The 23,959-nt window shown below is 41.6% G+C and carries 16 protein-coding genes; 10 read left to right on the forward strand and 6 right to left on the reverse strand.

Features of this window, described 5'->3' with window-relative positions; all coding sequences use genetic code 11:
• Positions 1–269 (reverse strand): two-partner secretion domain-containing protein (locus C5471_RS11150; protein ID WP_166295882.1); only part of this gene is annotated, 269 nt, incomplete at its 3' end.
• A gap of 529 nt (positions 270–798) precedes the next feature.
• On the opposite strand from C5471_RS11150, the gene phoP reads away from it, so the two are divergent.
• From phoP to C5471_RS11165, 3 genes are all read left to right on the forward strand, one after another.
• Complete coding sequence (gene phoP / locus C5471_RS11155; protein ID WP_133812676.1) at positions 799–1,467, forward strand: two-component system response regulator PhoP; 669 nt, start codon at positions 799–801, stop codon at positions 1,465–1,467.
• 19 nt (positions 1,468–1,486) lie between these two features.
• Positions 1,487–2,950 (forward strand): two-component system sensor histidine kinase PhoQ, encoded by a 1,464-nt coding sequence (gene phoQ, locus C5471_RS11160; protein ID WP_133812675.1) that lies wholly within the window; start codon positions 1,487–1,489, stop codon positions 2,948–2,950.
• A 145-nt stretch (positions 2,951–3,095) separates the two neighbouring features.
• Positions 3,096–4,217, forward strand: a complete 1,122-nt coding sequence (locus C5471_RS11165) for a ribosomal protein uL16 3-hydroxylase (protein WP_133812674.1) — start codon at positions 3,096–3,098, stop codon at positions 4,215–4,217.
• Between the two features lie 202 nt (positions 4,218–4,419).
• Here C5471_RS11165 and pepT read toward each other — a convergent pair whose 3' ends face one another.
• The 5 genes from pepT to lolC all read right to left on the reverse strand — a co-directional run bounded on the left by pepT (position 4,420) and on the right by lolC (position 9,817).
• Entirely contained in the window at positions 4,420–5,682 is a 1,263-nt protein-coding gene (pepT, locus tag C5471_RS11170; protein WP_133812673.1) for a peptidase T, read from the reverse strand.
• A gap of 55 nt (positions 5,683–5,737) precedes the next feature.
• Positions 5,738–6,580, reverse strand: coding sequence for a Sir2 family NAD+-dependent deacetylase (gene cobB / locus C5471_RS11175; RefSeq protein WP_133812672.1), 843 nt, complete (start codon positions 6,578–6,580; stop codon positions 5,738–5,740).
• Between the two features lie 90 nt (positions 6,581–6,670).
• A complete protein-coding gene (lolE, locus tag C5471_RS11180) occupies positions 6,671–7,918 on the reverse strand; it encodes a lipoprotein-releasing ABC transporter permease subunit LolE (RefSeq protein WP_133812671.1) in 1,248 nt (415 codons plus the stop codon).
• Positions 7,918–8,622: a lipoprotein-releasing ABC transporter ATP-binding protein LolD gene (lolD, locus tag C5471_RS11185; RefSeq protein WP_133812670.1), complete on the reverse strand. Its 705-nt coding sequence runs from the start codon at positions 8,620–8,622 to the stop codon at positions 7,918–7,920. Before lolD ends, lolE begins: the two co-directional genes overlap by 1 nt.
• A complete protein-coding gene (gene lolC, locus C5471_RS11190) occupies positions 8,615–9,817 on the reverse strand; it encodes a lipoprotein-releasing ABC transporter permease subunit LolC (protein WP_133812669.1) in 1,203 nt (400 codons plus the stop codon). Before lolC ends, lolD begins: the two co-directional genes overlap by 8 nt.
• A 198-nt stretch (positions 9,818–10,015) precedes the next feature.
• Between lolC and mfd the strand changes: the two genes are divergently transcribed.
• The 7 genes from mfd (at position 10,016) to C5471_RS11225 (ending at position 23,853) form a co-directional block, all read left to right on the forward strand.
• Positions 10,016–13,465 (forward strand): transcription-repair coupling factor, encoded by a 3,450-nt coding sequence (gene mfd, locus C5471_RS11195; RefSeq protein ID WP_133812668.1) that lies wholly within the window; start codon positions 10,016–10,018, stop codon positions 13,463–13,465.
• 480 nt (positions 13,466–13,945) lie between these two features.
• Positions 13,946–17,209, forward strand: coding sequence for an aminotransferase class I/II-fold pyridoxal phosphate-dependent enzyme (locus C5471_RS11200; RefSeq protein WP_133812667.1), 3,264 nt, complete (start codon positions 13,946–13,948; stop codon positions 17,207–17,209).
• Between the two features lie 28 nt (positions 17,210–17,237).
• Positions 17,238–19,157 (forward strand): carbamoyltransferase C-terminal domain-containing protein, encoded by a 1,920-nt coding sequence (locus C5471_RS11205; RefSeq protein ID WP_133812666.1) that lies wholly within the window; start codon positions 17,238–17,240, stop codon positions 19,155–19,157.
• Positions 19,158–19,182: 25 nt separating this feature from the next.
• Positions 19,183–20,508, forward strand: coding sequence for a cytochrome P450 (locus C5471_RS11210; RefSeq protein WP_166295867.1), 1,326 nt, complete (start codon positions 19,183–19,185; stop codon positions 20,506–20,508).
• A gap of 1 nt (position 20,509) precedes the next feature.
• A complete protein-coding gene (locus C5471_RS11215) occupies positions 20,510–21,295 on the forward strand; it encodes an SDR family NAD(P)-dependent oxidoreductase (RefSeq protein WP_166295870.1) in 786 nt (261 codons plus the stop codon).
• 722 nt (positions 21,296–22,017) lie between these two features.
• Complete coding sequence (gene pvcA, locus C5471_RS11220) at positions 22,018–22,995, forward strand: L-tyrosine isonitrile synthase (protein ID WP_133812663.1); 978 nt, start codon at positions 22,018–22,020, stop codon at positions 22,993–22,995.
• 12 nt (positions 22,996–23,007) lie between these two features.
• Positions 23,008–23,853 carry a TauD/TfdA dioxygenase family protein gene (locus tag C5471_RS11225; RefSeq protein ID WP_133812662.1) on the forward strand — a complete coding sequence of 282 codons (846 nt, stop codon included), beginning with the start codon at positions 23,008–23,010 and terminating at the stop codon, positions 23,851–23,853.
• Positions 23,854–23,959 lie beyond the last annotated feature (106 nt).

Raw genomic sequence — 23,959 nt, forward strand, 5'->3', positions numbered from 1 at the left:
GCCAGTTGTGATTGGGCTGCCTGAGTGGCGTTATTGAGTACGGCACCTTGAGTGGCAACGTTAAACTCTTGATAGGTGTTATGGGATATCCCGGCGTCATTCGGTGTGGCGATATTCACCACCGGGACATTACCCTGATTTTGTACCTGTGTTTGGCCGTTATCCGGCGTTATCCCAGCCGCAATAGCAGGATGAAGCGGATAGACCGCAGTCAGGTAAATTAAAAGATAACTCGTGGCCCTGACCATCGGGGTGTTGCGTTGATCCATCGTACTCTCTCTTTTTTTAGTGAATCTGGCTTTGGTGATAAAACGGTCATCTTTCCATAGAAAATAGTGATAACCTGATAGTGACATGAACAAACTATTCTAATGTGTAATTATTTATCTGTCTGAATGAATGGTATGAAATGTGATCAAAGTCGAGTTGTTTAATCCTGACAATGGGGAATGCGATGTATTAAATGCTGGAAAGTGGTGATAAGGCTGAAAATACTTTTTTTAAAATAATACCCGTTCTTTAAGTTTATTAATGATATTACGTCCCCAATCCGGCAGGGGTGTGACATTCTGCTTATGTATTTAGGAATATTTTTATAAACCAATCCCAAACACATAGTGAAGTTATATTCTATATTTCTACTTGATGACTTGCTGTTACAGATCCATATATCTAACATATTCAGCCAAGCCCATTGCATTGCATTTTTTACCGGCAGTTTTGTCTATATAACAATAACAGTTTGAATAAATTGATTATTACAATACTGCCAGTTGGTGTTTTTAGAAGGAATATTCCATGCGGATATTGATCGTTGAAGACAACATGCTGCTGCGTCATCATTTGACAGTACAGCTTCGTGACACAGGCCATCTGGTTGATGCTGCGGCAAATGCCAAAGAAGCCGATTACTATCTGGCAGAAAGCGAACCAGATATTGCTATTGTTGATCTTGGTTTGCCCGGCGAAGATGGTTTGAGTTTGATCCGTCGCTGGCGTCAGAAAGATGAAAAACTCCCCATTCTTGTTCTGACCGCCCGTGAAAGCTGGCAGGAAAAAGTCACCGTTCTTGATGCAGGGGCCGATGATTATGTCACCAAGCCATTTCATCTTGAGGAAATTATTGCCCGGATGCAGGCACTTCTGCGCCGTAATAATGGATTGGTTTCTCAGGTTATTGAATTTCCCCCCTTCAAAATTGATCTGTCACGCAAAGAATTAACGATTCATGGTGAAAATGTTAAACTAACCGCGTTTGAATACCGAATTATTGAAATACTGATGTGCAATAGCGACAAAGTGGTTACTAAAGATGCATTAATGCGCCAGTTATACCCCGATGCTGAACTACGCGAAGGCCATTCCATTGATGTCTTAATCGGTCGGTTAAGAAAGAAAATACTAGATATATGGCCTTATGAAGCTATCGTGACTGTCCGTGGTCAAGGCTATCGCTTTGATGTGTAAAACTTTGATGGGTAAAACAGTGCTAAAGCACAAAAAGAAGCCTTTCTCACTCCGTACCCGGTTTTTAATGGCGACTGCCGCCGTTATTCTGGCTCTGACAATGTCTTACGGTATTGTTGCCATTGTCGGCTATCTGGTCAGTTTTGATAAAACCGCTTATACACTGCTACGCAGTCAGAGTAACCTATTTTTCAGTCTTGCCCAGTGGAATAACAATAAACTGGATATTTCAGTCCCCCCCAATTTCACATTGAATAACCCATCACTGGTTCTGATTTATAACAACAAAGGGACTATCCTCTGGCGTCAACGTCATCTCCCGAAAGTAGAAAACTCGATTCCAAGTGAATGGTTAAAGGAAGATGGTTTATATGATTTGGATACCAACCTGAAAAATAGCCGAGACTTGTTAAAAGACTCGGCCACTATGCAAGGACAATTAAGTAAACTTAACGAGCTCGACGAAAATGAAGATAATGAGCTGACCCACTCCGTTTCTGTTAACCGATACAGTGCGACAGATCATCTGCCAGCGTTAACCATTGTCGTCATCGATACTATTCCCCAAGATTTACAAAAAACAGTTATGGTGTGGGAATGGTTCGGCTATGTATTGATTGCCAATCTGATTCTGGTTATCCCCTTAATCTGGTTGGCAGCACACTGGAGTTTGCGACCCATTAAGTCGCTGATTCATCAGGTCAGCTCGCTGGAGAAAGGTGAACGGGAAAAACTGGATGAAAATCCACCAACCGAGCTGCGAGGATTAGTGCGTAACCTTAATGTGTTGCTCAATAATGAACGCAACCGCTATACAAAATACCGGACAACACTGGCCGATCTGACACACAGCCTGAAAACTCCACTGGCTGTTTTGCAATCAACCCTCCGCTCTTTACGTAACAGTCAGCAAATGACGATTCAACAGGCCGAACCCATCATGCTTGAGCAAATCAGCCGTATTTCTCAGCAAATAGGCTATTACCTGCATCGGGCCAGTATGCGCAGCGAACACAGCACTATTATGCGGAAAGTTTCTTCTGTTCCAGCGTTATTGGATAGCCTGTGCAGCGCTTTAACAAAAGTCTATCAACGTAAAGGGGTCAGCCTGACGTTAGATGTATCGCCGGAGATCACCTGGCTTGGTGAAAAAAATGATTTTATGGAAGTCATGGGCAATGTGCTGGAAAATGCCTGTAAATATTGCCTTAAATTTGTCGAAATCTCAGTCACTGTTGATCATGACTCGGTGATGATTATTGTCGATGACGACGGCCCAGGCGTTCCAATTGATAAACGGGAAGTGATTTTCCAACGGGGCCAACGTGTCGATACCTTACGGCCTGGTCAGGGGCTTGGGCTGTCAATTGCTTCTGAAATTATTGAACAATATACCGGTGATATCAGTATCAGTGACAGCCCGCTTGGCGGTGCCAGAATTTGCGTCATATTCCGGTGTCAGCAAATTAATGATGACGATTAAGCGACTGCTCTCCACTCTTCTATCTCCGCCCGCATTGGACGAAGATTTACGGCTATTTTTGCTAAATATGCCTGTGCAGTCTGATACTCAATTCAACTCATTCGTTATAATATCCTGAAACTCACTTCACACTCAGGATGTCACTATGGACTATCAGTTGAATCTGGACTGGCAGGCGTTTTTGCAAAATCACTGGCAAAAACGCCCTTTACTGATTAAACAAGGCTTCCGTCAATTCATTGATCCACTTACTCCCGATGAGCTGGCAGGTCTGGCGATGGAAAATGAAGTTGACTGCCGTCTGGTCAGCCAGAAAAATGGCCGTTGGGATGTCTCTCATGGTCCATTCGAAAGTTACGATCATTTAGGTGAAAAGGATTGGTCACTGCTAGTACAAGCGGTTAATCACTGGCATCATCCTTCTGCCGCATTAATGCAACCCTTCCGCGTGTTATCTGACTGGCGGATGGACGATCTCATGGTTTCCTTTTCTGTTCCCGGTGGGGGCGTTGGCCCGCATCTCGACCAATATGATGTGTTTATCATTCAAGGGATAGGTCGCCGTCATTGGCGCATTGGGGAAAAGATCCCCATGCAGCAACGCTGCCCTCATCCCGATCTGTTACAGGTCGATCCCTTTAATGCCATTATTGATGAAGAGATGGAACCCGGCGATATTCTCTATATTCCACCCGGGTTTCCCCATGAAGGTTATGCGATTGAAGATTCACTGAATTATTCAGTTGGCTTCCGTGCGCCCAATTCCCGCGAGCTGTTCAGTAGTTTTGCCGATTATGTGCTGGCTAATGATTTAGGTAGTTATCGCTATAGCGATCCTGATCTGACCTTCCGCGAAAACCCGGCACGGGTCCAGCAACATGAACTATCTGCGCTGAACGCAATGATGAACGAATTATTGGCACAACCTGAAACTTTCCAACAATGGTTTGGCGAATTCATCTCTCAGTCTCGGCATGAATTTGATATTGCCCCGCCAGAACCGCCCTATGAAAGTGATGAAATTTATGAATTAATGAAACAAGGTGAAAATCTCCACCGCCTTAACGGATTACGCGTTATCAGAATTGGTGATCAGTGCTTTGTGAACGGTGAATTAATCGATACGCCTCATATTAAAGCCGCTGATGTTCTTTGCCACCATTATGTGATTAATGCAAAAATGCTGGGTGAAGCAATAGATGATGTGCGTTTTATCAGGCTGCTCACTGCATTGGTAAACAGTGGCTACTGGTACTTTAATGATTAATGTCTCATCACAAAAGGTGAACCTTTAAATAATTTTGTGTCACTTCTCACCCGGTTATTACTTCACTGCCTTTTAATCAGATCTTCCGATTAAGAGGCAGTTATCAAAAGTTGTATTAATCGTGTTTATCAGCCAAGTCACCTCCACGTAAATGCAAAAACTTGTGGCGCTAGGATTTGCCATTAATATCTGTTCAAATTATTCAATAGTGTAAAGCACCTGAATTTTTCTCAACTTTTTTAGACAACAGTGCAGTCAACTCAGCAATACGCATGACGACACTTACAGCCTGTTCCATTCCCTCCAATGAAACAAATTCATGCTTGCCATGATAATTATATCCTCCCATGAATATATTCGGGCATGGCAAACCACGGAATGACAATTGTGCCCCATCAGTACCACCACGAATAGGTTTAATAATGGGGTCGATGTCACAATCCAACATCGCCTGTTTGGCAATCTCAATAACATGTGGGTATTTGATAACTTCATCATGCATATTGTAATAATTGTCATCAATAGTCAGTTCAATATAACAATCAGGATGTAATCCCTCACCGGCTTTTTCCGCAATTTTGATCATCTTCTTCTTACGTTCTTCGAAATTATGCCGATCAAAATCACGAATAATATAGTGCATTTCGGCGCGCTCCACCGTACCTTTAATACGTTTCAGATGGTAGAAACCTTCATATCCGTCGGTATGTTCCGGTGTTTCTTGCGATGGCAATGCCTGATGAATACAAATTGCCAGCGATAAGGCATTGATCATGACATCTTTAGCATTACCAGGGTGAACATTATTGCCAACAATTTTGACTGTTACCACTGCCGCATTGAAGTTTTCAAATGCCAGTTCACCCACACCACCACCATCTACGGTATACGCCCATTCAGCATCAAATGAATTAATATCAAAATAGCGTGCTCCCTTCCCCGTCTGTTCATCAGGTGTAAACGCTATCCGAATATCACCATGTAAAATATTACTGTTTTTCAAGCGAACCATTGCGGTAATGATCTCTGCAATACCCGCTTTATCATCAGCACCAAGCAGCGTTTTGCCATCTGTGGTAATCAATGTTTTCCCCAACATGCTATGCAATACAGGAAACATGACTGGCGATAGCACGTCATCACCAGCCCCGAGGGCAATCTCACCCCCTCGGTAATCTTCCAGCATTTGTGGGCTGACATTTTTTCCAGGAAAATCTGGCGAAGTATCAAGATGAGCAATAAAACCGATAGCCGGTACAGGCCATGGTGTATTGGCAGGTAATGTTGCCATAACACAGCCATAATCATTCTGAATCACATTGGAGAAACCCAGCTCGGTCAGCTCTTGTTTCAGCGCGTTGGCCAGTTCAAGCTGACCATCACTGCTGGGAATGGTTTTCACTGACGGCTTTGACTGAGTATCAAAAGATATGTATTTAAAAAAACGCTCTAGTAGTCTGTCCATTATTCTCTCCCCCCGGGAACCTGACTGCCCATTATGAGGAAGAGAAACAGAATAATTATTGCGTCAAATCAGCTTTAAATTCTTTTATCTTATTAATTAACCTTCGGGCATATTCGTCCACTATCTTACTGGCTGGCCCATAATGCTTTTCATCAAACAAACTTTCTACCTGACTCGGCTCCAAATTCAGCTCTACTGTGTGTGCCCCTGCCAGTTTAGCTTCATGCACAAATCCAGCCGCAGGATAAACATGCCCGGAAGTGCCGATAGCGATGAAAATATCCGCCTGAGCCAATGCAGAGTAGATTTGTTCCATAGCAAAAGGCATTTCACCAAACCAAACAATATGCGGACGCAATGGTGATGGGAACTGACAACAATGGCAACGTTCATCTGTCGTCAGAGGACCTGCCCACTCGAACACTTGCCCAGACTGACAGCAACGGACTTTGAGTAACTCACCATGCATATGCACAATACGATAACTACCCGCCTTCTCATGAAGATTATCGATATTCTGGGTAATCAGCAGAAAATGATCGCCAAGCTCATTTTCCAGTGCCGCCAAAGCATAATGCGCCGCATTCGGATTGATTTCTGGCTGCTGAAGTTGATGACGCCGGGCGTTATAAAATGCCTGTACTAATGCGGGATCTTTTTGAAAACCTTCAGGTGTAGCAACATCTTCTACCCGGTGTTCTTCCCACAATCCATCAGCGGAACGGAACGTCCGAATACCCGATTCAGCCGAAATACCCGCGCCGGTCAATACCACTACATAGGGTTTTTTCATATTCAGTGCCAATCGATTATCCCTATAGAAAATTCGGCTACGAAACCGCTGATGCCGCAAACGCTTAACCTTACGAAACCGACCAGGCCGACGACGAACACGCATATGATTTCCTTTAAGATTTCTCAATACTGCTTAGGTCTCTATTTTTTATACCATAGCGCCTTTGTTTAGCTCATGCCAATAGCCGGCTTATTATTTCCCACTTAAAATTCGCGCCGGATCAAGTCGGCTTGCCCGTCTGGCCGGATACCAACTTGCCAGTAAACTCAGAATCAAGGCTGTCACCAAAACATACAGAACATCCATGCTATGTAGCTCAGATGGCAGGAAATCAATGAAATAAACATCACCAGAAAGAAATTGATGGCCGATCAGTTTTTCCAGGCCATAAATAAGGGCTGTCAGATTCAGTGATGCCAACACGCCAACTATCGCGCCGGCAATACTGCCTGCCATACCCGCCAGTAATCCATACCAGAGAAAAACTGCTCTGATTTGCCCATCTTTCGCGCCGAGGGTTCGCAGGATAGCAATATCACTGCCTTTATCTTTTACCGCCATGACCAGTGTAGAAACGATATTAAAACACGCCACGCCAATCACCAGAATCATTGCCAGATACATAATGCCGCGTACCATCTGAATATCCTGATACATATAACCGTAATTTCTTATCCAACTACTGATATAGACATATTCTTGTGATGCTTCACCGGCAGCCCTTACCCGTTGATCCGCGGCAAACACATCATCAACCTTGATCGCAATTCCGGTGATCCCCTGTCCATAATCCAAATATTGCTGTGCATCCGCCAAAGGAATCAACGCCAGGCTGTGATCAAGTAAGCCACTTAGCTGAAAAATCCCACTGACCTGTAAGCGGATCCGCTTTGGTTGCAATAGTTTCATTTCTGGATCATTGTTCGGGATCATAACAGTCAGCCAATCGCCCCGTTTAACCTTCAAAGCATTAGCAACCCCCTGGCCAAGAATGACCTGTTGATGACCTGCCTGAAAGTTTTGCCATGCATTATCTTGTACAAACTGTGGTAATGAACTGACCTGAGCCTCAGTGACTGCATCAACACCTCTCACCTGAACAGCATGTAAGCTGGCACCTTTTTCCATTAATCCGGTCAAAGTAATATAAGGTGAAGTAGCAACTACGCCGGTTGTGTTTTTTACCCGTTCCAATGCTGGCCGCCAATGCTCAAAAGGCTGATTGACCGCATAGATTTCACCATGAGGAACGACCGAAAGGATCCGGTTTCTCAATTCCCGCTCAAAACCATTCATGGCACTCAGACCAATAATCAGAACAGCAACACCAAGCATAATCCCCAGCGTGGAAATCACTGAAATCAGGGATACCATGCCACCACGACGACGCCCCCGGCTAAATCGCAGGGCAGTGACTAAAGAGAGAGGCAAATTCGCCATTACAATGCCCCCGTCAGGGTCAATTTATCCTGTAAATAACCATCCTGCATCTCCACCTGACGATTCAACCTGCCAGCCAGTGTCAAATCATGGGTGACAACCAGAAATGCCGTGCCTTGCTGTCGGTTAAGCTCGCCCAATAATTCAAAAACACTATCGGCATTACGTAAATCAAGGTTACCAGTAGGTTCATCAGCCAAAACTAAAGCCGGCTCATTAACCAGAGCTCTGGCAATCGCCACTCGCTGGCGTTCACCCCCTGATAATTCTGACGGGCGGTGATGAGCCCGTTTCTCCAGACCAACCGCTGCCAACATTTCCAATGCTTTCTTCTGTGCCTGGCTGCGGTTTTTTCCGCCAATCAGCAGTGGCATAGCCACATTCTCTATTGCGTTAAAATCAGGCAACAAATGGTGAAACTGATAAATAAAACCCAATTCATGGTTGCGCAGCGCTGCTCTGGCTTTAGAAGACATTTTATTCAAAGAGTGCCCTTTAAACAGGACTTCACCGGAGGTCGGTGTATCCAATCCACCCAGCAAATGCAGAAGTGTACTCTTACCTGAGCCAGAACTCCCGACAATCGCCATCATTTCACCCTGCTTAATAGCAAAAGTGACATTTTTCAGCACTTCGGTCAGTACTTGCCCTTCCTGATATTTTTTACACAAATTATGACACAGCAGTAATGGTTGATTATTCATAACGCAAAGCCTCAGCAGGTTGAATGGCAGCAGCACGCCAGGAAGGATATAACGTAGATAACAAGGCGATAACCATCGCTGAAATTGCAATTGTGGCTACCTGTAATGGCTCAATCGCAACAGGCAATTCAACCCCGGAGGTTAACAGGCCAACCAATGGCATTAAGTTATTAAGCTGGCTGGAAAGCAGCACACCGAGCCCAGTTCCCAGTAATGTACCGATGATCCCGGCACCGGCTCCTTGGATCATAAAAACGGTCATAATCTGACGGCGTACCAGTCCCTGTGTTTGCAAAATCGCCACTTCACCCTGCTTTTCCATCACCAGCAAGCCAAGCGAAGTAATGATATTAAATGCAGCTACAGCAATAATCAGACTTAACAGTAAGCCCATCATGTTTTTTTCCATCCTTACCGCCTGGAAAAATTCACCTTTACGTTCACGCCAATCTTTCCACAACAATCCTTCCGGCAGGGTTTGTAAGCTCAAACTATCTACAGCCAAGGGTTCTGTGAGATAGAGACGCCAACCGGTGATGTTACCCTGCGGATAACGCATCAGACGAGCCGCATCTTGCTGATTAACCAGAACCTGTGTGCCGTCTACTTCACTGTTAGAAGCAAAAGTTCCCACAATCGTAAACAGACGCTGGCTGGGAATCCGCCCCATCGGTGTCAATTGGCTTGCACCCGGCACCATAAAGCGGACCCGATCACCACGTTTTACCCCAAGCTCCTTGGCCAGTTTTTCGCCCAAAATCGTATTATAGCTGCCGGGTTCCAGTTGCTGACGATAAGTGCTGATCAGATATTCCGTCAGCGGTTCATATTCATCAGCAGTGATACCCAACATCACGCCCACACCAACATTGCGGGGGCTTTGTAATACGACATCTCCCACCACCAAGGGGGTAATCCTGCTAACTTGTTTCAAATCCGCAAGCTCGCTGGCGGGATGCTTTCCCGGATCCAGAGAACCTTTCACCGACGTCACAACAGCCTGCGGCATGAAACCAAGAATACTGGTTTCCAGTGAACGCTCAAAACCATTCATCACGGACAATACTGTAATTAATGCCGCAACACCGAGAGTAATACCAATTGCCGATAACCATGAAACAAACCGACCAAATTTGTCAGCCGCACGGCCACGCATATACCGCAAACCTATAAATAATGAGACAGATTGAAACATGAAATCTGTTACTCCCCTGTTGCCAAAGCAAAGTGTTCGGGGATAATAAAGGGTAGCTATACTTTATGGAACCACCAACGCCCGGATCTGTGGTTTTTTTTATTTTCTCTCAACCTGCCAGCGTGTTTACTTTAAGACCATTATGAGTCGAAAAATCTGTTGGGAATGGACTGAATCATAGAGAACACATTAACGCTTATGTCCTCAAAATACCGTTATGAACTTCCTGAACGCCGCGGTGATAGCCGCCAGTTAGGCCAACTTACTGGCGCAGCTTATGCTGTAGAGTGTGCTGAAATTGTCGAACGCCATCAAGGCCCTGTGGTACTGATAACCAAGGATATGCAAAACGCCTTACGTCTGCATGATGAAATCCATCAGTTTACCGACTGCCCTATTGATCTCCTTTCTGACTGGGAAACATTGCCGTATGACAGTTTTTCTCCTCATCAGGAAATTATTTCCAATCGCCTGTCCACACTCTATCGTCTGCCAACCATGACCAAAGGTGTTTTAATCCTGCCGATAAATACCTTAATGCAACGAGTTTGCCCTCATGAGTTTCTTCACGGGCACGCGCTGGTTATGTGCAAAGGTCAGAGGCTTTCGCGGGATAAACTGCGTACGGAATTGGAACAAGCGGGTTATCGCAGTGTTGAACAAGTTCTTGAACATGGCGAATTTGCTACCCGTGGCGCACTGCTTGATCTTTTTCCAATGGGGAGCGAGCACCCTTATCGTATTGATTTTTTCGATGATGAAATTGATAGCCTGCGAATTTTCGATGTTGACAGCCAACGCACGCTGACCGAGGTCAAGCAAATCAACTTACTGCCGGCTCATGAATTCCCTACGGATAAAGAGACGATTGAACTGTTTCGCAGCCAGTGGCGAGAACGTTTTGAAGTTCGTCGTGACGGTGAGCACATCTATCAGCAAGTCAGTAAAGGGACATTACCGGCTGGGATAGAATACTGGCAACCCCTGTTTTTCAACCAACCCTTGCCTTTGCTATTTGATTATCTGCCAGACAACACCTTGATTATCAATCAAGAGATAATTCCCGCTGCGGAACGTTTCTGGCAAGATGCTCAACAACGTTTTGAGAGTCGTAAAGTTGACCCCATGCGTCCTCTCCTACCACCAGAAGAACTTTGGCTTCCGGCTGATAAATTATTCTCAGAGCTGAAAAACTGGCCCCGCATTCAACTCAAAACGGCAGAGCTCAGTCAAAAAGCCAGCCACATCAATCTTGATTATCAGCGACTGCCGGATCTCGCCGTTGTTGCACAAAATAAGGCACCACTGGATAAGATTCGCCGTTTCCTTGAACAGTTCAGTGGCCGCGTTATTTTCTCCGTTGAGAGCGAAGGCCGAAAAGAAACATTGCAAGAATTGTTGTCACGAATAAAGATCAAGCCAATTAAAATCAGCAAATTACATGAAGCACAATCATCAGGCTACTTTTTGATGATTGGTGCGGCTGAACATGGTTTTATTGATGCAAAGAATGCGTTTGCGCTGATCTGTGAAAGTGACATGCTCGGTGAGCGTGTTGTACGCCGCCGTCAGGATACCCGCCGCACCATCAATACAGATACCCTGATCCGTAACCTTGCAGAATTACGCCCCAGTCAGCCAGTGGTCCATCTGGAACATGGCGTTGGCCGTTACCAAGGGTTAACCACTCTGGAAGCCGGAGGGATCAAGGCTGAATATCTGATCCTGAGCTATTCCGGTGAAGACAAACTCTATGTTCCGGTGTCTTCCCTGCACCTGATTAGCCGCTATGCCGGTGGCGCAGATGAAAATGCACCATTACATAAATTGGGCGGAGAGGCATGGAGCAAGGCCCGTCAGAAAGCGGCTGAAAAAGTACGCGACGTGGCTGCGGAGCTGCTTAATATTTATGCTCACCGCACCGTAAAACCAGGATTTGCTTTTAAACATGATTGGGAACAATATCAATTGTTCTGTCAGAGCTTTCCATTTGAAACTACACCAGATCAAGAGCAGGCGATTAACGCCGTCCTCAATGATATGTGTCAACCCGTAGCGATGGATCGCTTGGTTTGCGGCGATGTGGGATTTGGTAAAACCGAAGTTGCAATGCGCTCTGCATTTCTGGCAGTCCATAATGACAAACAAGTGGCGGTATTGGTTCCGACAACGCTTCTGGCTCAACAACATTTTGATAATTTCCGTGACCGCTTTGCGAATTGGCCGGTACGTATTGAAATGATATCCCGTTTCCGCAGCGCGAAAGAACAGCAACAAGTCGTTGAAATGGCAGCCGAAGGTAAAGTCGATATTATTATCGGTACTCATAAATTGCTGCAAAGTGGCCTGCACTGGAAAGATCTGGGTTTGTTAATTGTCGATGAGGAGCACCGGTTTGGTGTTCGCCATAAAGAGCAGATTAAAGCGATGCGCGCCGATGTGGATATTTTGACACTTACCGCAACCCCTATTCCACGAACGCTCAATATGGCCATGAGTAGTATGCGAGATCTCTCGATCATTTCGACACCGCCCGCCCGTCGCCTGGCGGTCAAAACGTTCGTGCGCGAATATGACAGCCTGGTTGTTCGGGAGGCGATGTTGCGTGAAATTTTGCGCGGTGGTCAAGTTTACTATCTCTATAATGATGTCGAAAATATTGAGAAAGCGAAACTGCGCCTCGAAGAGTTAGTACCGGAAGCACGGATTGCCGTTGGTCATGGGCAAATGCGTGAACGAGATTTGGAACGGGTGATGACTGATTTCCATCATCAGCGGTTTAATGTCCTGATTTGCACCACCATTATTGAGACAGGTATTGATATTCCAAGTGCCAATACCATCATTATTGAACGTGCTGACCATTTCGGCCTGGCTCAATTGCATCAGCTACGAGGACGTGTCGGACGCTCTCATCATCAGGCTTATGCTTATCTTCTGACGCCGCATCCAAAAGCCATGACAACCGATGCACACAAACGTCTGGAAGCCATCGCCTCCCTTGAGGATTTGGGCGCGGGTTTTGCACTGGCAACCCATGACCTTGAGATCCGCGGAGCCGGTGAACTTCTCGGTGAAGAACAAAGTGGTCAGATGACAACGATTGGCTTCACACTCTATATGGAGCTATTGGAAAATGCGGTTAATACACTAAAAACGGGTCGTGAACCTTCACTTGAAGACTTGGCGAATAGTCAGACGGAGGTTGAATTGCGTATGCCTGTTTTATTACCTGATAATTATATACCTGAGGTCAATATGCGTTTATCTTTCTATAAACGTATTGCCAGCGCCAGAGACGAATCGGAATTAGCAGAATTAAAGGTTGAATTGATAGACCGGTTCGGCACATTACCTGATCCTGGACGCCATTTATTACAATCGGCGGCAATTCGTTTATCCGCTCAGAAATTAGGGATTAAGCGCATAGAAGCCCATGAAAAAGGCGGTTTCATCGAATTTAGTGAGAAAAATAATAAAGTTGATCCAACTTATCTGATCGGCCTGTTACAGAAACAGCCTGAAATTTACCGGTTAGATGGCCCCGCTAAATTGAAATTCATTACTAACCTGAACGAGAGGATGGCACGCCTGGAATTTATTCAGCAATTACTGAATACTTTTGAACATCATCAACTCGGTTCTTAACGCCTTTTTTACTTTCCCGGACCTTTACAACCCATTGCGTAAACACTCGTTTACGCAATGACATTTTAGCCTTAATTTCGCGCAAGACAAAGCTAGCAAAAAACGGCGGGCGCGGCATATTTCCCCTACCTGCGCATATCAACACAGAATCTGGACAGCGAAAAAATAAGGTCACTATTCTGCACTTTGCCAATCATTATTTGATCCTGGATTCCGCCAATTTAGACAGTTTTATTTAATTATTACTGCCAAATTACGCCACTTTAGACAGAGCGAAATGATTATGATTTAATCATATACGTTATTTTATTTAACTATACACTAACTAAATTATGATAAAAATCAATCAAAATCAGATTATTATATCAAAAATAGTTTATAGTAATTTATATTTAACTATTGTTATATCAACACTTTACATTTCAAATAAAGTAAATAAAACTGAATCATTGGCGCGAGCTTGGCAACGGGAATGAATCAATGAATGCAATCTGTCAAATGATCGAAAAAAGAGCATCAGAAACAGCTGGCGAGTTAATTTTCAAGTTCCTATGTGACGGTGAAAGTGAAAAAGAACAATTGAGTTGGAAGGATCTGCATCAGGGGCAAAAAAGTATTGCTTATTACTTACAGCAATATTGTCAGCCCGGAGAGAGAGTAATCATCATGTTGCCTTCGGGCCTGCTATTTGTTCAAACAATGGCAGCTTGCTTATATTCAAGTGTTGTCGCTGTACCCGTGAATCATTCCCGCCCTAATGGAAGAGGCTGGGATACGATGATAAAAATCATCATGAACAGCGATGCCAAGTTAATCATCACCAGTTCAGAACAGATTGAAAAAATAAAGCAAGCACTTGCAAAAGTGAATAGCCTCAATAACGTTATTGTAATTTGTCCTGAAGATTTAATAAACGCGAAAGAAAGTGCGCCCTATCGAACCGGATCAAACCTGGCACTCCTCCAATATACTTCAGGTTCAACGGGGGATCCCAAAGGGGTCATGGTCAGTCATGAAAATTTAATGAGTAACTTAGAATCAATAAAAAATAGATTTTCATGTTCGCAAGAAGGTTGCGGCGTCATTTGGCTTCCACCTTACCATGATATGGGGTTATTAGGTGGGATCCTTCAACCTTTATATAGCGGAATTCCGGTGGTATTAATGCCGCCAACGTCGGTTATTCAACAACCAATTCGATGGTTAAAAGCCATTTCAAAATATAAAGCAACCATTTCAGGAGGACCTAATTTTATTTATGAACAAAGCGTTGAAAGAATAAGTAACAAAGATCTGGAAGTTATCGACCTTTCAAGTTGGAAGAACGCATTTTGCGGCGCAGAACCGGTAAGAGCAGATGTTATTCAGCGTTTTTACGACCGATTCAGCCCTTACGGTTTTAACAAGGAAGCTATTTATCCCTGCTATGGACTCGCCGAAAGTACTCTGTATGTTTCAGGGCCGGTAACGAATAGCAGCGGAATGAAAGTAGAAAACTTTAATTCCAAAGCGTTAAGTGAAGGAAATGTTATTAAAGCCAACAAAGCAGATGATAACGCTGTGCTTATTAGTCATGGAAAACCAGATGAAAATCACGAAATTATTATCTGCAACCCAGATACATCAGAAATATTACCAGAAGGGAAAGTGGGTGAAATCTGGGTAAAAGGGCCTTCAGTTACCTATGGTTACTGGAGTAATGAAATTGCCACCGATAATACCTTCAATCAGTATACATCAGATAATAAAGGACCGTATTTACGGTCGGGTGACTTAGGTTTTCTATTTGATGATGAACTATACATCAGTGGAAGAATTAAAGACTTAATTATCATAAGAGGAAAAAATCACTATCCACAGGATATTGAGAATACGTCACATATGACGGATCCCTCGCTGATTTCTGGAGGAAGTATCGCTTTTTCGGACGATAAAGGCGTGGTGGTTATACAAGAAGTAAAAAGAATTGAAATTAACAAAATAAACACTCAAGAAATAATAAAAAAAATAAGAGTTAATGTCACTAATCATCATGAAGTTTCCGTGAGTAAAGTAATACTGATTAAACCCGGCGGGATCCTCAAAACTTCAAGCGGTAAAGTGCGCCGAAAAGCAATGCAGGAAATGTTTAACTCAGGAAAATTAATTGCTATTGATGAATGGCATACCCAGAGTGCAAATAGTGATAAGAAAAATAATAACGAAGATTCTCATAGCTCCGTCATCAGAAACTGGTTTGATCACTGGCTGATGCGAGAAACGGGAGAAACGCTAGCAGATATAAAAAGTGAAGAATTTCGCCTTGAGCACCTGCCAATTGATTCACTGCAAAAAGCAACGCTATTGGCTGATTTTTCAGATTTAACATCTCATCCGTTACCCTCGGATATGTTTGATCGCCATGAATATCTGGGATCTTTTTTGAATGAACTGGAAGCAATATATAATTTTATTAGCGGATACAATAAACTATCACCTGAGTTGCGTAACCAAATTACGGGTCAATTGGAAAATAAGGATGACCATCACGTTTTTGAAGATATTGCCGTTATATCAGATGATTTCTTCAATCCAATATATTTGAAAGGAGTTAAAGAAATTGAATCTCGTCTTGAGTCAATGAAAGGCGTCAGTCCCCCATTTTTTACAACACATGAGGGTGTGAATGGTTCTCATACCGTCATGAATGGGGAAAATTATCTCAATTTCTCTAACCATAATTATCTTGGTCTGGCTCAACATCCTGACGTTAAATCGGCCTCAATATATGCCATAAATACCTATGGCACCAGCCCTTCGGCCGCGAGAATTGTTGCTGGTCAACGCCCGGTTCATGTTGAGCTGGAAGCAGAAATAGCTAAATTTACCGGTCATGAAGACGCGATTACTTTTGTGAGCAGTAATTTTTGCAACGTCACGGTTATAGGACACTTAATGCAACGTGGTGATCTCATTTTGTACGATGAGTATAGCCATGACAGCCTTATTCAGGGCGGAAAACTGTCTCAGGCAGAAATGATGCCATTTGCTCATAATAATTGGCGGATGGCAGAGGAGATTCTTAGTAAAAAAAGGAAAAACTACAAGAAAGTGATGATCTTCATTGAGGGTGCTTACAGCATGGATGGAGATATTCCTGACCTGAAAAAATTTGTTGAAATAAAGAAAAAATATAAAGCACTTCTGATGGTTGATGAATGCCTCTCCATTGGCGTTGTGGGTGAAAGTGGAAGGGGTATTTGTGAGCATTGTGATGTCACTCCAGCAGAAATAGATATTTCTATGGGTGGAATAAGTAAAAGCTTCGCAAGTTGTGGTGGTTATATCGCAGGAAAAAAATCATTTATAACTTATTTAAGGTATACGACTCCAGGTTTTGTTTACACAACGGGAATGCCACCGGCTGTTGCAGCCTCTGCGCTTGCGGCAATTAAGGTCATACAAAAGGAAAAATTCAGAGTTCATAATGTACAAGAATTATCAAAATATTTTATACATAAAGCCAACGAGCTGGGTCTGGATACTGGATTAAGTAAAGATACCCCGGTTATCCCTCTCATGATCGGTGACGAAAATAAATGCATACATATTTACCAGAAACTGAGGGATAATTTAATAAATGTACAACCTATTTTGTATCCTGCTGTACCCGAAAACAAAGCTCGCTTGCGATTATTTATTAATTATGGTCACAAGGTTGAGGATATAAATAAAGTTCTCAATATTATAAAAGAGTACATCTGATTAACTTTAACTTAAAAGGCAACATGTAATGAATATGACTCAGACAAAAAGAGAGTACTATAAAAACGCATGTCTCTTTTTAGGACATAATGCTTCAGCCGTAATATGGAATAATGCCGATGATATGTTTGCCATCGAAGATGAAAAAGAGAGTCGTTCCAAAGGTGGGGAATATGTCCCCATTCATACGATTTTAAAACTGATGCGATATGACATTAATGAGCTGAATATAATTAACTTTCTTGGGGAAATAGATTATAACCATGTCATCATGGCGTTATGTGGCAATGACAAAATGGCATTTGATAAATTCATTGCAAAAATAAGCTTATACGAATTAAAAGTCAATCATCACTCTACCCACGCAATTAATGGTATTATTGAAGCTTGGGAACATCATAAGAAAAATAAAGAACCTAAAATGTACCATATACTGATCACTGATGGTACAGGTGACGATTATGAAGCCACTTCCCTATATACAGTGACTATCGATAAAAGTAAAACATTGGAAAACTGTATAAAAACGCTAAAGAGAGTAAAAAGAATATCTGCGGCTGACCTCTCATGTGGAATACTTTTTGCTCGATTGGTATGCAATGCCGATACGGGCTTTTCGCCACTAAAAGACGAGTATAAATCACTTGGTTACGAAACAGAGATAACAAGCCTGTTAGACAAGAAAAAGATTAATCAACTCAACGGTATTATAAGCAAATTATCAGACCGTTTTTTATCTAATAAGCAATGTGGTTTAATATCAGCCATCAGAAATGACATCAAATCTTTTTTACCCGGAGTAGATGATACAAATTTTTCAGAGAAAAACGTGGATCACTATGAACGAAAAAAAATCAAACTGCAATGGAGCAATTCCCGTCATCCCATAACCCTGCTGGGAATAAAGCAATCTCCATCAGAAATTCTTTCAGATAAAATCGCACATCAGCACTTTGAGCATGGTTTTTCTGTTAAATATATGCAGGAAATAGCAGCGAAGCATGTCAGGATGCCCTCTTGGTTGCTAAGGCATTTAAACGGATTAAGTAAATTAGAAATACGCATCATTTCATCATATATTGCCAACAAATTTTTAGAAACCTACCTGATAAAACTGATTAATATTGAAAAAGTTGAAAACCTGATTGTTGGTGGTGGCGTTCATTTCAATGTAAAATTAAATAATGTCTTACTGAACAATATAAAAGGTGATATCTGTTGTTCCCCACTTGCTGGTGATATTGTTCATGCTTTAACAGGTGCGGTTATTCTTGATAAAGAATTATCGAAAAGAAGCGTAGACCTACTCTTGCTAAAACGTAATTTATCTTTGCCTTACCACGGTAAGTATGGAAAGCATGTTATTCATACAGATAATGAAGATGATTTTATTGAAAAAGCTGCTTATTATATTAGCAAGGGATATATTGTTAATACAGTGAAAAATTGGGGAGAATTAGGCCCCAGAGCGCTGTTGTCAAATTCAACGCTGTGTTTACCCACAGCCGAACTTAAACAAGAAATTAACCTTCTCAATGGAAGAGATGACCATATGCCGATGGCTCCGGTATTAAGAGCTGAAAATCTATCTGTTCTATTTAATATTAAAGAAATAAACAGAGTCGTTGGTTCACTTCACGGTATGATTATCGCCTTAAGTTATAATGATAATATATCAGAAGAAAAATATGCGGGCATCATGCATAGAATGCACGATGGTAAAATTACCGGCAGGCCGCTTATTGCCAAATCAAAAGTTGATGTGGCAATGCTACAGAAAATCGAAAATGAAACCGGATATATTGCGCTTATAAATACCTCTTTCAACATTCATGGCTACTCTACGGTTCAACAAATGCAACACGCGTATCACGACTTCGATTACCAGTGCCGGATCGCTGAAAAGTCCGGCCTCCGTCATCCTCTACTTATTATCGGTAATTTTTAATAAAAAATTAAAGGAGTTAAGTAAAGTGAGATATCAAGAAATTAAAAAAATAAAAGGCTTGCCTTTAATTGGTTCTATATTGGATTATAAATCTGATGCTTTATCGCTATTTCTTAAAGCGGCAAGAGAAAATGGTGATATTAGTATTATAAAAATGGGTCCAGAAAGTATAGTCTTTGTTAACAACCCAGACTGGGTGGCAGAAATATTAGCAAAGAAAATGAATTTTTTTGTTAAGAGTCCCAGCTATAGAGAATTAGAATTACTTCTTGGGCAAGGTATGGTAACAACAGAAGGAGATGTCTGGAAAAAACAACGCGATAATGCAAGGCATGCATTTCATATAACGAGTTTAAACTCCTTAATTGTTCCCGTAAAAGATATCATCACTCAATTTTCTTATCATACTGTTTTAGATGGTCATCAACGTGACATTTTCAAGGATATGCTTGATCTTTCAATGAGTATTGCGTTAAAAACACTATTTGGACAAAGTAGTATTGACACCAGCAGGCATAATGTTTCAATAGCTCTTGAGAGGGCATCCGATTATGTCATTAAACGTCTTGAAGCAATCATTAAACTTCCTCCTCAAATCCCTACTATCTCTTCCTTAAAATTCAAGAAGGAAAAATCAGTACTTGATAGGAAAATTGCAGAAATAATAAAAAATAATGCCAGTGAGGGTCATCAAGATTGCTTATTAAACATGATTATAGAGAATGAAAATGACCATGATGCGATAAAGAATCAACTTCTTACTCTTTTTTTAACCTCTTATGAAACAATAGCATCAGCTGCCACATGGACATTTTATTTCATTTCTCGCTATAAACGCTGGTATAAAATCATTAAAGATGAATACACTTCGGCAGTGCTAGAAAATGCCTCAGATATATTCGAATTAAAGTATACCAATGCTGTTATTAATGAAAGTATGCGTCTTCTACCTCCGGTATGGTCTTTTTCCCGCACAGCCAAAGAAGATGTATCTATAGGTGAGTATAAAATAGCAGCAGGAACAATGGTTGTTGTTTCCCCTTATTGTTTGCAAAGACACCCTGATTACTGGGATAAAGCTGACGACTTCATTCCTGAACGCTGGCTTGGGGAAATTAATAGCCATAAGCTTAACCGCACTTTTATTCCTTTTGGCGCAGGCCCCCGGATTTGTCTGGGTATAAATTATGCTCGCATGGTTTTACCTATTATTATTGGTGAATTTTGTAAAAAAGGATTTTTCGAAACAAATTATCAGGAATATCCGGAATTAAAAGCAGGCATAACCATCAGACCTGTCAATGGTGTTAATGGGGTCTGGAGAGAGTCGCCTGACGATAAGGGGGTATAATATGAATATAGTAGGCAAAAATATTTGGATCATCGGCGCATCAATGGGGATTGGTAATGCTTTAGCCAAGGAACTCGCCACTTATACTAAAAATCTGGTCATTTCAAGCCGGAAAGAAGCACTATTGGAAGGATTAGCTGAGGAAATTAATCTGCCGTCGGAAAATATTATCCCGTTTGACATAACACATTACGAAGAAGCAAAAGAAGCAACAAATAAAGTTATTGGACTCATGGGTAATATCGATTGTGTCATTTTTACCGCTGGGGTGAGTCAGCGCTCTTTAATTGCAGATACCCAATTTTCTGTTTATGAACGTTTAGTTAAATTAAATTATTTATCTATAATTAATATATCATTAGCCATATTACCATTGATGGTAGAAAAAAAGAGCGGCCATTTTGTCGTCCTCTCCAGTATAGCCGGTAAGTTTGGTACCCCTGACAGGTCGGGTTATTCAGCATCAAAACATGCACTGCATGGTTTCTTTGAATCTCTGCGAGCTGAACACACAAAAGACCATATTAATGTCACGCTGGTTTGTCCCGGTTTCATTAATACCGATATTACAATGAGATCACTCACGGGAAATGGGAGTGCTTATCAACACATAGATAACGAACTGGTACATGGTATGCCAGTTAATTTGTGTGCAAAAAAAATTATTAAGGCAATTATTGGCAAAAAAAGAGAAATATATCCTGGCGGCAAAGAGGTGATCGGTGTATATCTCAACCGATTTTTCCCACGATTATTACAACGCATTGTTTCATTAAAAAGAAAATAGCTCCTGCATTCAAGTACAAAAGGCGTCTGTAAGACTTGAAAGGCAGTTAGTCGATGTACAGGCCTATATACATCGACGCGCTGGCGCGATTACACCCGTTCTTGCAGACTCACATTGATTTAACCAACCGCGCCAGCATATCGCATAACCCTCCAGCAGAACCCAGCATTTTTGCTAAAATCACAGCCATACTGAAATATTCACATAGAACCTGAATTATTACCTTGATTAGATTAAAAAAGCCGGTTTTCGGGAAATAATAACTCGATATAGCCATGCTCGTAATGGTAACCCCGATTATCAATCCCATACAATAATTTACCACTCTAACCTGAATTATATCATTCTGTTATAATCATAATTTTTGCTTATATATTCAACCGCTTGCATACAATTAAACAATATATTAGAGGAGGAAAGAAACATCTTAAGCACTTATTTAACATTTAACTTTGGTGGTCGTACCAGATGTCTAATATTATAATATCCTGGTAAAACTGTGCCCTATTGTAACAATCAATCAAATATATTGAGTAATTAATAAAATTATATTCAAACATATTGTTTGTTAAAAAATAAATTATTATATATTCCTAAATATTATATTGCCTTTTAATTGCATCATTTTAAACTTCGTTCATACCAATTAGTTGAACTCGTATTTATCTGTTTTTAAGAAGCAAAAGAATAGATATTTATGATAAAAATGAGAAATAGTCATTATGCAAAGCATTACTTACGATAACGTTACTTCTGATAATGTGTCTTCTAGCAATATTTCCATGCAGATTCTGCATGAGTTGTTACAATACCGCAGACGCTTTACTGAATCAGAAAGAGACTTAGTTCAAGAAGAAAAGCTTATTAAAAGCGTACAATTACCCAGAATTGAATATTTCGTCAAAAATAAAAAACCGATCGAATTTATTCTGCCGGCATTCCCGACAAAATCACCAAATAAAAATAAAGTACTTGGCACTGCTCCCGATATGGCAGAACGCTTATCTTTGACTTTTCTTAATTCTCTGTGCCAGCGTATACAGCTTTATTATCCGTCTGGTGCCCGTATTATTATCTGTTCAGATGGGCATGTTTTCGGTGATCTCATTCGGGTCAATGATGAAGTCATCAGTCAATATCATGAAGATATTAAACAATTACTCAATGAGATGGGTGCTATAAACTTAAGCACATTTAATCTCAATGACGATAAGAACCTCTGCGAGCATAGTGATAATTTTGATTTACAGAGGCATATGTTAGTAAAACATTACGCCCGACCTGAGGAATCCATCAAAAACCAACTGTTACAAAACAGTGAGGGATTGCAATTGTATCGGGCAGTTACCCGATTTTTATATGAAGATAGCTTATTACCCGGCTATACCGGATCAAACAATGCCCTGCAAAAAGATGCCAAACAGAGAGCTATCGGTGTTATTCAGCGAAGTTGGGCCTGGGGAAGTTTATTAGATACGCATTTCCCGGAAGCCATACGTCTGTCTATTCATCCTCAGCCAGCAGACAGTATTAAACTCGGTATTCATATGATGCCAACCAGGGATGATTGGTTAACCCCCTGGCATGGTGTCGCAGCCAATGTAAATGGGCAGTTCATATTAATGAAACATAAAGAAGTTCAGATGATGGGCGGAAAATTAGTCAATATTCATGGAAAACCCAGCCATTATGTGATTTAAAGGAAAATAATTATGACAGATTTAAATAAATTTCAGACAGAAGAGATGACCCCCTTTGGCCTAAGGATTACGCCACAATATTCCGACCAGAATATTGATACGTTATCTGTAGAAGAATTAAAACAACTGATCAAAAAACACCATTTACTTATATTACGTGGCTTCAAATCTGGCCTGACTGATCACAAAAAGTATGAAGATTATGCCCGTAATTGGGGGGAAATCATGATGTGGCCGTTCGGTGCTATTTTAGATGTCCGTGAACATCAGGATGCTACCGATCACGTATTTGATAACAGCTATATGCCACTTCATTGGGATGGCATGTATAAACCGACAATTCCCGAATTTATCATGTTCCATTGTGCACACGCACCGGAAAGCGACCAAGGGGGTAGAACCACCTTTGTCAATACCCGTCTTGTGGTTGCTAATGCCACTGCGCAACAATTAGAACAATGGAAAAATGTATCTGTTACTTATCGCATTAATAAAGTTACTCATTATGGCGGAATAGTCCATTCGCCTTTATTAGAAGAACATCCGGATGGATGTGGATCTGTTATCAGATACAATGAACCTGCAATAGATGGTGAGAAATTCCTGAATAAACATGCTATTGAGTATCATAATATCAATCCTAATCAGGTAGCAGAATTTCAGCAAGATTTTATCAATACGCTATACGATAAGCGCCATTTATATGCTCATGCCTGGCAAAAAGGCGATTTAGTGATTGTGGATAATTTTTCTCTGCTACATGGGCGAGAAGGATTTACGGCTAAATCAGAGCGACATTTACAGAGGATCCATATTCAATCTGATCCCGTATTTAACAATCAAGCCCTAATAGCATAGAAATAACTAGAAAAATCCATTATTTTGACTCCCATTGTAGTTATTGGTTACTCTGCCACTACAATGTAGCTATCAGCTAAAACAGATATAAATCTGTTGGGAGTCA

This window comes from Photorhabdus tasmaniensis, from assembly GCF_011189505.1.
GTDB lineage: Bacteria > Pseudomonadota > Gammaproteobacteria > Enterobacterales > Enterobacteriaceae > Photorhabdus > Photorhabdus tasmaniensis.